Below are 9329 nucleotides of genomic sequence, written 5' to 3'. Positions count from 1 at the left end.
ACATTGTACCATACAGAGGTTGGAGTCCTCAATTTTCATTTAAGTTTACAAAACGTAGTTAAATTAAAGGAGGCAGAGTCATGATTATAGGAGAATATATAAGACAAACAGATATAGATGCATACAACAAATTAATGCAGACAGATAAGAAAGATATAGATAAGGGAAAGAAAGAAATCAAGATAGGGGATAGTATAGAAAATTTAATGAAATCTGATAGCTATTGTAGAAAGGGGAGGAGGATTAGACAAAGGGGATGGAGTTAAAGGGTGCCTAAAGAGATTTAGAAACTATGAATAAATTAGTTTGTTATGGATTTGTATGAAGTGGAGATAAAATTACAATTACTTCGGGAGGAATACCAGAAATGGCATAGTTAAATTTTGATTTGGCTCATTATGTAGAAGTATAAATGAAAGGGGAAATACAGATAGGGTTGTAATTGATGAAATTAATTTATAAAAAGTGACTTTGAATTGAAATGCAGATTTGGAGGTAGAATATGGAAGAATGCAAATGTACTAAAGAGGGAGAAATAGCCACATTAAGAGCAGAAAATAAGACAATATTTAAAGAGATAGATAATCTGAAAAATATACAAAATACTATATTAGAATTATCTACAAATATAACTAGACTTGTGGAGCAGATGAGAGAAACAAAAGAAGATGTGAAAATCATTAGAGATGATTTAGATGAGATCAAAAAAACCCCTTCATCTGATCTTCAATATTATAAGAAATTAATTATAGGTGGAGTTATTACAATAATATTAGGTTTTTTAATAGGTAAGTTATTGTAGGAGATGATATATTGTATAATATTAAATTAGTAGAGCATTGCAAAATGGCAGAAAAAGAGAGATGGGGCTATGTTTATGGTACATTTAGTACTGTATTAACAGAGCCCTTATTACAGCAGAAGTTAAAACAGTATCCAAGTAAAGTTAAATTGCAAGAATTTTTATTAAAGAAAAATGAATAAGAGAGTTGTAGATTGTATAGGACTTACTAAATCTTTTCTTTGGTGGAATGATGGAGATATAAAATATAATCCAAGTGAAGATAAATCAGTGGTAATGGCATGAATACTTTGTCTACAGATGAATTAGATAAGATAAAGAAAATATTAGTTCTAGAAGAAAAAAATAAATCAAAACAAAGTTTTCCAAAAGAATAGTAACATTAATAATTGTAATGAATATCTTATTTACTACTACTATAGTTTTCTTATATTATAAGACTGGCTCAGAACCTTCTATACTTATAGAAAAATGGTTTAAATTTACTGAAACAGAGCTCATTGCCATGACAGGTATAAAAATAGTTGATATTTTTAAGGAGGGATTTGGTAAAGATGAATGAAGGGATGATTAAGATAATATTAGCTTTAATTGGATTATTATGTACCATTATAACTTATGTGTTAGTGCCTTATCTTAAATCCAAGACCACAAGAGAGCAAAGAGAGAACGTTTATTTTTTAGTTACTCTTGCAGTTCAGGCAGCGGAACAGATTTACGGATCTAAAACTGGAAATCAAAAGAAGGAATATGTTATTAATTATTTGAATAGTCATGGTATAAGTATATCTGTAGAAGATTTAGATATGATGATTGAGGCGGCAGTAAAGGAACTTAATATTATACAAGAGAAAGCCTTGGAATAATCTAAGGCTTTCTCTTGTATAAATAGTATAATTACAGCTTTTTAACAATTAGATCATTATACTTACTAATAGCAATATTAAGTTCTTGACTAGCTTTAATGATTTCTGAATCCTGTAGATTGAAATTTTTCTTCTCAATTAATTCATTTAAGTTCTTCTTTAATGTATCTATATCTTTAAGTAATTCTTGTATCTCAGACAAAATTAGCACCTCCTGCATATTAGGATGTGTTAAACAAAATTAAATATAATGGAAAATAATTGAAGATAAAAGTTAATATCATATGCCACAGATATTACACAGTATAATTATTAAAAGATAAAGCAACATTATCTAATAAATAATTTAACTATATCAATATGAAATAAAATAAATAAAAAAATTAAAAAAGATATATAGTTTTTCTAAAAATAATATAATAATCAAAACTAATAATATAACCTATTTCATCATAAATTGACAAATTCCTCCTTTACACAGAACTGACGTTCATATATAATCAAGTAAAGGGGGGATTTATATGCTAACTGAAAGAGAATCACAGGTATTAAATATAATATTAGATTATGTAAAGGAGAATGGATATGCTCCTAGCGTTAGAGACATATGTCAGATAATAGGACTTAGCTCTCCTAGCACAGTACATAAATATTTAAAAAATCTAGAATCAAAAGGATTTGTAGAGAGAAAAGGAAACTCTCCTAGAGCATTAAAAGTATTAAATAAAAATTAAATCGATAGTTATTTTATAAAATAGAAAGGACCATTAAGGTCCTATTTTTTTGTTGAAAATTATTAATATTTACATGACAGTTTGCGAACTATTCGAGCCAATTTTAATAAATTATATCCAAATATACACAATTCAGAAAAAAATAAATGTATATTTTGCAAGGTTACAAAGGTATACCAAGACGTAAAATGGTCGGGATGACTGGATTTGAACCAGCGGCCCCAAGTCCCCCAGACTTGTACGCTACCAAACTGCGCCACATCCCGCTATATTTTATTATAATAAATATTATTTTAGAGATAACATTTTTATTATACTCTAAAACTTCTTATATTGCAAATATATTACTAAAACTTCTATATTCAACATCCATTTACATAGAATTACATAAAAATACATAAAAAATCAGTACTTAATATTCATAATTTGATTTCGTAAAGTAGTTTAAAACAGCATATAGTTATGTTATACTATTAATATGTTTAATATTTTGGAGGTGTAGGATTGTTATATTATTTACAAATCATGCTAGTATTACTATTTATAGCAAGTATATTTGGATATATATTTGTAATATTAAAAGAAAAAATCTATCTAAAAAATAATATAATAATAATTGATAAAAAAGTAGTTACACAAGAACATTTAAGTGAGGCAGATATGAAAGAATTTATTTTAGATGGATTAAGAGTAAAGGCCGGAGATGAGATTAGGGTTGTTACAAAAGAAAATAAGAAGTATAATGGAATACTTTTAGGAGCGAAGAAAAAGGATAAATCCATATTAATGGTTACACATAGAGATGAAATAAAACTTTTCGCAATTGACAATATTTTAAAATTTAAGGTAGTAAGCAAATATGGAAAGTTTTTTAATTAAGGGTGAAATATATGTCTTATGAGAAAAGAGAAAAAAACAGAAGGAAAAGAAGAGTTTTTCGTACTGCAACTATATCATTTGTTCTTATATATTTAATATTTAGGGCAGTTCCTTCTTTACTTGCAAGCAATGCAAAAACAATATTACCTGAAAAGGGGACTTTGATAGAAAAACTTTCTACTCAAGGCTTTGTGATAAAAAATGAGACAGTGGTTAGATCAACTAGTAATGGTGACTTACAAACTTCTTCTACGGAGGGACAACGGTTATCTGCAGGTGTCGAGGTTGCTAGTGTTAACTCTTTAAATGATACTTCATCGCTAAAGGAGGAGCTTTCCCAACTAGAAGAATCGATTTCTGCTTTAGAAAAGTCTGAAATTGAAACTAAGATTATATTAAATGAAAAAGAAAAAATTATAGAGATGAAGGATTCCTTAGTTAATGAATTACAAAATGCAATTGCTGCAGGCAATTTTGACGAAATTTATTTATTAAAGAGTCAACTTTCTTTGTATGATGAAAAAAATAAAGACATTTCTTTTTCTAATACATTAGTAGGACAGAGTATTGAAAATTTAAAATCAAAAAGAGATAGTATTAATTCAGAAATTAAGAGTAACAATATAAAATACTATTCTAGCCATGGAGGAATCATATCTTATGTACTGGATGGCTATGAAGAAAATTATTTACCTAAGGACTTTGAAAACTATACTTATGATAAATTAGTTTTAAAGGAATTAAAAGATGTGGATATAAAAACAAAATCAGCTATAACTGTAGGTGAACCTATTTATAAAATCATAGATAATTTTGAATGGTATATTGCTATGAAAATAGAAGATTTAAAACAGATTGAAGGCTTTGAAGTTGGAAATAATATTAAAATCACATTAGAAAAGGACAAGCGTGAGCTTAAGGCCAAAATTGTATCTATTAATCCTTCTGATAAAAAAGGTGTTGTTGTAGTAAGACTTAACACTATGCTACATGATTTTTATAATATTAGATTTCCTAAGGTAGATATTATAAAATCTAAAAAGGAGGGATATAAAATACCTACAAAATCAATTGTAGATAAAGATTCTATAAAAGGGGTATATATTAAGGACAAAAGTGGTATAGTGAAGTTTAGACCTATTATTATTATTGGGGAAGATGATAATTATACTTATGTTGATACAGGTGACAATAGTGGAAACATTACAATAGAAGGTGAAAAACAGCCAGTAAAAACTATTACTTTATTTGATGAGATATTTTTAAATACTATTAATATAAAAGAAGGACAAATACTTAATTAAGATGGAGGGGATGAAAATATCTATTCAAAGTAACATAATCATGATAGAAGAAAATATAGAAAAAGCTTTAAAAAAATCTGGCAGAGAAGGCGAAAAGGTTGAACTAATAGCTGTTACTAAGACTATAGATATCGATAGAATAAATGAAACCATTAGAGTTGGCATTTCTAATATAGGCGAAAATAAAGTTCAAGAACTAGAAAAAAAATATGACTTAATTGGCGATACAGTAAATTATCATATGATAGGACACTTACAAACCAATAAGGTCAAGAATATTATTGGAAAGACTAGATTAATACATTCTTTGGACAGATTATCATTAGCAAAAGAATTAGATAAGCGTTCGAAGAACAGTGATATAATAACAGACGTTTTAGTACAGGTTAATGTAGCTGAAGAAGAAAGCAAATTTGGTCTTAAAGTAGAAGAAGTTTTATACTTTATTGAAGAAATTTTAGATTTGAAAAATATTAAAGTTAGGGGATTAATGACAATTGCACCTAATACAACAGATGAGATTCTTTTAAGGAAGGTATTTAGAACTTTGTATAATTTAAAAGAGAATATAATAAATAAAAATTATGAGAATTTATCTATGGATTATTTATCCATGGGGATGACAAATGATTATGAACTAGCAATCGAAGAGGGCTCCAATATGATTAGAGTTGGTTCTGCCATTTTCGGTAAAAGAAATTATTAGGAGGGATATAATGAGTAATTTTATGGACAAAATTAAGTATTTCATAGGTGTACAGGACTTAGAAGATGAAGAAGTGAATGAAGATTATGAAGAATACGAAGAAGATTATGATGTGGCAGTACCTACTAAAACAAAAAAGTTAAATAATAAAGTTGTAAACATCCATACTAATAGTAACATGAAAATTATAGTACATGAACCTCTTAGCTATGATGAAGCTCCTAGCATAATAGATGATTTGAAATCTAGAAAAACAGTTATTGTAAATTTAGAACAATTAGATAATAATATTAAGAGACAGATATTTGATTTTATTAGTGGCGGTCTATATGCCTTGGAAGGTAACATTCAAAAGGTTACAAAAGACATTTTTATTTTTGCGCCTAGTAATGTAGAAATTGATGGATTGAAAGATGAACTTAAAAGTAAAGGTATATTTTCTTGGTAGAAAAAGGAGTAGATTATATTAAATGTTACTGTTATATAGGTCAATTATAATATTACTTAATTTAATAGAAATACTAATTGTAGTTAGGATTGTACTTTCTTTCTTAAATATTCATAGTGAAAATCCTTTTACTCGATTAGTTTATGAATTAACAGAACCTGTACTTGGACCCGCGAGAGAATTAATTGCAAAGCTAGGGATAAATATTGGTATTTTTGATTTCTCACCTCTATTAGCCATTCTTTTTTTAAGAATAATATATAGTATTGCTGGCAGAATATTACTATAGATAGGTATTAAGATGAAAATTGATAAAGATAAATATACTTCTCATATAAAAGACAATGATAAGATTATAGATATGAGAAGAATTATAGACAAAGTTGAGATAGTAATGAATAACCACTCCTATGAATCTACAGATTTTCTTGATCCATATGAGAGGTTATTAGCGAAATCAATCCTTAATAGATTTGATGAAATAGATTACTTAGAAAATGGTGGAACTATACAGGCTGAAAGACAAATAATAACTATTTATCCTAGCTATTACGATCCTGATAATCTTCCGCAGAGAATTACTGCTTTAAGGATATATGGTGATTTAGATGGATTATCTCATAAGGATTTTTTAGGGGCAATACTTAATTTAGGTATAAAGAGGTCGAAAATAGGGGATATTTTAGTACATGGAGATTATACAGATGTAGTAATAAAAAAGGATATAGGGGACTTTCTTTTATTCAATCTAGAAAAGGTATCAAATAAGAAGGTCAGAATAGAAGAAAAATCTTTGAATTCTATATCTTCTGTTGAAATTTTATACAAGGAAATAAATAAAATCTTATCTTCCTACAGGCTTGACGTATATATTAGCTCTAGTTATAATTTATCAAGGCAAGAAAGCATGGACATAATAAAATCGGGATATGTAAAGGTTAACTGGGAACCTATAGATAAGCCTGCTAAGGAATTGGAAGTTGGAGATGTAATTTCTATTAGAGGATATGGACGTTCTATTCTTCACTCTGTTGAGGGATTAAGTAAAAAGGGGAAAATAAAAGCTACTATAAGAATATTAATTTAGATGGAGTGAGACAAATGATTACACCACTAGATATACAAAATAAGGAGTTTAAGAAATCTTTAATAGGCTATAATACACGAGAAGTTGATACTTATTTAGATGCTATCAATGATGATTATGAAAAGCTATATAGAGAAAATATTGAGCTCAAAGATAAGATTGGGATATTAACTGACCAGATTAGACAGTATAATAATCTAGAAGAAACGTTGAAAAGTACATTAGTAATTGCTCAGAGTACGGCGGATGATGTAACCAGTGCTGCGAGAAAGAAAGCTGAGCTAATAATTGAAGATGCTGAAATTCAGGCTAAGAATAGAACTAATGAAGCACTTAATGAAGTTAGAAATATAATGAAAGAGTATGACTATTTGAAAAAAGAGATTTTTATTTTTAAAACTAGATATGAATCTTTTATTAAAGCGCAACTCATTTCTCTAGAAGAATTCTATAAGGATTATGAGAATAAAAATCAGGTTAAAAAGATAGATGTTGACGAAGAATCCATAGATGAAAATTTAGATGAGATTGACCATTTAGGGGCATAATAGCCTCTTTTTTCTTTAATTGGAAATTTGAAAGTAGTTGGAGGAATTTAAATGACTAGAAGTGTTGAAATAGATAGTGAAATACGTATTGGGGATGGTTCCTTTACGATTATTGCAGGTCCTTGTGCAATAGAGGATTATAAACAAATGGAGGATATTGGTAGATTTCTATCTAATTTAGGAGTTAAGATATTAAGAGGTGGTGTTTTTAAACCAAGGACTAGCCCTAATTCCTTTCAGGGATTAGGATCAGAAGGATTTAAAATTTTAAATGATATTAAAACAAAATATAATTTCAAAATAATTTCCGAAATAATGGATCCAAGAGATATAGAAGAATCACAGAATTACATTGATATTATTCAGATAGGTTCTAGAAATATGCAGAATTTTTCATTGCTAAAAGAAGTTGGTAAAACTCATAAGCCAGTAATGCTAAAAAGAGGAATGAGTGCCACTATTAAGGAATGGATTATGGCTGCAGAGTACATTAGAATAGAGGGCAATGAAAAAATCATTTTATGTGAAAGAGGTATTAGAACATTTGAAGATTATACGAGAAATACTTTAGATTTAATGAGTGTTCCTATATTAAAAGAAAAAACAGACTATCCAATATTCGTAGATCCATCTCACGGCACTGGTATAAGAGAATTGGTTTTTCCAGCATCAAAGGCTGCAAAAACTTTAGAGGCAGATGGTATAATTGTAGAAATACACCCAAATCCAGATAAGGCTTTATCGGACGGATTTCAATCTCTTGACTTTGAAGGATTTAAGGATTTATATACAAAGTTAGCATAATTATAATAATAATTTTGAAATAATGTAATTTTATTCTATATTAAATTTTGAATGTTTATTACTCTACTGGATATATTATTAATCAAGATATAATTTATCATTGCTAGAATTGGAGGAAGCTATGGATAAAAATAAACTTCATTATTTTAGGAAAAGATTATTAGAGGAGAAGAAAAACTTATTAAAAACATTAGATAATATGAATAATATGGAAGAATACGGTTCCATGGATGTGTACTACAGTGAGTTATCTAATTATGATAATCATCCTGCTGATATTGGTACTGAATTATTCATGATGGAACAAGATAATGGATTTAAAAATAGAATGAAAGATACCTTATACGAGATAGATAGTTCTTTAGAAGATATCAAAGATGGTAGTTATGGACTTTGTAAGAAATGTAAGAACAAAATCGATGAAGAAAGGCTTGATCTTATACCTTATTTAAAGAATTGTATAGAATGTGCTGATAGTATTACAATTACACAGGATACTAGAATGGATAGTAGGCAATTTATTCCCATAGATGAAGAACACAATTCATTTAGTGATACTACAGAGGATATGGTAGAGTTTGACAGAGAGGATGCCTATCAAAAAGTGGCGTCATTTAATATGGTTCCTGATGACCCATCATTTACTACTGGTGACCACCTAGGGATTATGGATGAACAAGATGGTGACGGCGGTGATGGAGTTGAAGAAGTTGAGAATATATCTCAAGAATATTATGATGATACTTTAAAATAAAAAAAGTTTCTATCGAAGCATTACAAGATAGCCTTTTATTCTATATGCTAAGTTCTTGTTAACAAGATAATAAAGTGAAAACTTTTTATAGATTAAAAAAACCTCTGGATACTATTCAGAGGTTTTTTTTAATCTCCCTAACTATTGATATTAATATAATAATAATATAAAATAGAATGTATACTTAAATGACTAGGAGGAATCAAATTTGATATTTATTTTATCTGCCGTTATTATTTTATTAGACCAACTTAGTAAATCTGCTGCTATTAAGTATTTAAAGGGTTCAGCTTCTTATAATATAATTCCTAATTTCTTTAGATTATCTTATGTTGAAAACTTTGGCGCGGCTTTTGGGATTTTACAGAATAAAAAAATATTTTTTATTATTATAACT

General features: G+C 28.1%; 17 protein-coding genes and 1 tRNA gene. 16 read left to right on the top strand and 2 right to left on the bottom strand.

The features are described 5' to 3' along the window. Nucleotides 1-80: 80 nt before the first annotated feature. The 5 genes from RDK80_RS19670 (at nucleotide 81) to RDK80_RS19650 (ending at nucleotide 1668) form a co-directional block, all read left to right on the top strand. Nucleotides 81-266 (top strand): hypothetical protein, encoded by a 186-nt coding sequence (locus RDK80_RS19670; RefSeq protein ID WP_308525275.1) that lies wholly within the window; start codon nucleotides 81-83, stop codon nucleotides 264-266. Between the two features lie 236 nt (nucleotides 267-502). After that, complete coding sequence (locus tag RDK80_RS19665) at nucleotides 503-802, top strand: hypothetical protein (RefSeq protein ID WP_094900011.1); 300 nt, start codon at nucleotides 503-505, stop codon at nucleotides 800-802. A gap of 11 nt (nucleotides 803-813) precedes the next feature. Beyond that, nucleotides 814-984, top strand: a complete 171-nt coding sequence (locus tag RDK80_RS19660) for a hypothetical protein (RefSeq protein ID WP_308525274.1) — start codon at nucleotides 814-816, stop codon at nucleotides 982-984. 212 nt (nucleotides 985-1196) lie between these two features. Then, a complete protein-coding gene (locus tag RDK80_RS19655; RefSeq protein ID WP_308525273.1) occupies nucleotides 1197-1364 on the top strand; it encodes a hypothetical protein in 168 nt (55 codons plus the stop codon). Further along, nucleotides 1357-1668 (top strand): phage holin, LLH family, encoded by a 312-nt coding sequence (locus RDK80_RS19650; RefSeq protein ID WP_308525272.1) that lies wholly within the window; start codon nucleotides 1357-1359, stop codon nucleotides 1666-1668. The genes RDK80_RS19655 and RDK80_RS19650 overlap by 8 nt, the downstream gene beginning before the upstream one ends. A gap of 31 nt (nucleotides 1669-1699) precedes the next feature. Here the strand turns inward: RDK80_RS19650 and RDK80_RS19645 are convergent, their stop codons facing one another. Then, entirely contained in the window at nucleotides 1700-1870 is a 171-nt protein-coding gene (locus RDK80_RS19645) for an aspartyl-phosphate phosphatase Spo0E family protein (protein ID WP_094900013.1), read from the bottom strand. A gap of 319 nt (nucleotides 1871-2189) precedes the next feature. On the opposite strand from RDK80_RS19645, the gene RDK80_RS19640 reads away from it, so the two are divergent. Beyond that, nucleotides 2190-2402 (top strand): helix-turn-helix domain-containing protein, encoded by a 213-nt coding sequence (locus tag RDK80_RS19640; protein ID WP_094900014.1) that lies wholly within the window; start codon nucleotides 2190-2192, stop codon nucleotides 2400-2402. Nucleotides 2403-2591: 189 nt separating this feature from the next. On the opposite strand, the gene RDK80_RS19635 is transcribed toward RDK80_RS19640, so the two are convergent. Then, nucleotides 2592-2668, bottom strand: a tRNA-Pro gene (locus tag RDK80_RS19635). Nucleotides 2669-2906: 238 nt separating this feature from the next. On the opposite strand from RDK80_RS19635, the gene RDK80_RS19630 reads away from it, so the two are divergent. The 10 genes from RDK80_RS19630 to RDK80_RS19585 form a co-directional block, all read left to right on the top strand. Further along, nucleotides 2907-3281 carry a hypothetical protein gene (locus RDK80_RS19630; RefSeq protein WP_094900015.1) on the top strand — a complete coding sequence of 125 codons (375 nt, stop codon included), beginning with the start codon at nucleotides 2907-2909 and terminating at the stop codon, nucleotides 3279-3281. Between the two features lie 11 nt (nucleotides 3282-3292). Beyond that, nucleotides 3293-4585, top strand: coding sequence for an HlyD family efflux transporter periplasmic adaptor subunit (locus RDK80_RS19625; protein ID WP_308525271.1), 1293 nt, complete (start codon nucleotides 3293-3295; stop codon nucleotides 4583-4585). Between the two features lie 16 nt (nucleotides 4586-4601). Beyond that, nucleotides 4602-5291: a YggS family pyridoxal phosphate-dependent enzyme gene (locus RDK80_RS19620; RefSeq protein WP_308525276.1), complete on the top strand. Its 690-nt coding sequence runs from the start codon at nucleotides 4602-4604 to the stop codon at nucleotides 5289-5291. Between the two features lie 10 nt (nucleotides 5292-5301). Next, complete coding sequence (locus tag RDK80_RS19615) at nucleotides 5302-5739, top strand: cell division protein SepF (protein WP_094900017.1); 438 nt, start codon at nucleotides 5302-5304, stop codon at nucleotides 5737-5739. 22 nt (nucleotides 5740-5761) lie between these two features. Then, nucleotides 5762-6028, top strand: a complete 267-nt coding sequence (locus tag RDK80_RS19610; protein ID WP_308525270.1) for a YggT family protein — start codon at nucleotides 5762-5764, stop codon at nucleotides 6026-6028. Nucleotides 6029-6040: 12 nt separating this feature from the next. Beyond that, nucleotides 6041-6826 carry a YlmH/Sll1252 family protein gene (locus RDK80_RS19605; protein ID WP_308525269.1) on the top strand — a complete coding sequence of 262 codons (786 nt, stop codon included), beginning with the start codon at nucleotides 6041-6043 and terminating at the stop codon, nucleotides 6824-6826. Between the two features lie 14 nt (nucleotides 6827-6840). Next, on the top strand, nucleotides 6841-7374 hold the full coding sequence (locus tag RDK80_RS19600; RefSeq protein WP_094900020.1) for a DivIVA domain-containing protein: 534 nt from the start codon (nucleotides 6841-6843) through the stop codon (nucleotides 7372-7374). Between the two features lie 51 nt (nucleotides 7375-7425). Then, on the top strand, nucleotides 7426-8178 hold the full coding sequence (locus RDK80_RS19595) for a bifunctional 3-deoxy-7-phosphoheptulonate synthase/chorismate mutase (RefSeq protein WP_308525268.1): 753 nt from the start codon (nucleotides 7426-7428) through the stop codon (nucleotides 8176-8178). A 121-nt stretch (nucleotides 8179-8299) separates the two neighbouring features. Further along, nucleotides 8300-8932: a TraR/DksA C4-type zinc finger protein gene (locus RDK80_RS19590; protein ID WP_094900022.1), complete on the top strand. Its 633-nt coding sequence runs from the start codon at nucleotides 8300-8302 to the stop codon at nucleotides 8930-8932. 208 nt (nucleotides 8933-9140) lie between these two features. Further along, nucleotides 9141-9329: signal peptidase II (locus RDK80_RS19585; protein WP_308525267.1), on the top strand; the 189-nt coding region annotated here is incomplete at its 3' end.

Source organism: uncultured Tissierella sp. (assembly GCF_902479755.1).
Lineage (GTDB): Bacteria > Bacillota > Clostridia > Tissierellales > Tissierellaceae > Tissierella > Tissierella carlieri.
This window is presented reverse-complemented; position numbering and strand designations above follow the sequence as displayed.

What these genes read in the sequence shown, in the direction of transcription:
- RDK80_RS19650 (WP_308525272.1), top strand. Translation starts at nt 1,357, where the DNA reads ATGAATGAAGGGATGATTAAGATAATATTAGCTTTAATTGGATTATTA.
- RDK80_RS19655 (WP_308525273.1), top strand. Translation starts at nt 1,197, where the DNA reads ATGAATATCTTATTTACTACTACTATAGTTTTCTTATATTATAAGACT.
- RDK80_RS19615 (WP_094900017.1), top strand. Translation starts at nt 5,302, where the DNA reads ATGAGTAATTTTATGGACAAAATTAAGTATTTCATAGGTGTACAGGAC.
- RDK80_RS19665 (WP_094900011.1), top strand. Translation starts at nt 503, where the DNA reads ATGGAAGAATGCAAATGTACTAAAGAGGGAGAAATAGCCACATTAAGA.
- RDK80_RS19625 (WP_308525271.1), top strand. Translation starts at nt 3,293, where the DNA reads ATGTCTTATGAGAAAAGAGAAAAAAACAGAAGGAAAAGAAGAGTTTTT.
- RDK80_RS19670 (WP_308525275.1), top strand. Translation starts at nt 81, where the DNA reads ATGATTATAGGAGAATATATAAGACAAACAGATATAGATGCATACAAC.
- RDK80_RS19600 (WP_094900020.1), top strand. Translation starts at nt 6,841, where the DNA reads ATGATTACACCACTAGATATACAAAATAAGGAGTTTAAGAAATCTTTA.
- RDK80_RS19595 (WP_308525268.1), top strand. Translation starts at nt 7,426, where the DNA reads ATGACTAGAAGTGTTGAAATAGATAGTGAAATACGTATTGGGGATGGT.
- RDK80_RS19640 (WP_094900014.1), top strand. Translation starts at nt 2,190, where the DNA reads ATGCTAACTGAAAGAGAATCACAGGTATTAAATATAATATTAGATTAT.
- RDK80_RS19610 (WP_308525270.1), top strand. Translation starts at nt 5,762, where the DNA reads ATGTTACTGTTATATAGGTCAATTATAATATTACTTAATTTAATAGAA.
- RDK80_RS19605 (WP_308525269.1), top strand. Translation starts at nt 6,041, where the DNA reads ATGAAAATTGATAAAGATAAATATACTTCTCATATAAAAGACAATGAT.
- RDK80_RS19590 (WP_094900022.1), top strand. Translation starts at nt 8,300, where the DNA reads ATGGATAAAAATAAACTTCATTATTTTAGGAAAAGATTATTAGAGGAG.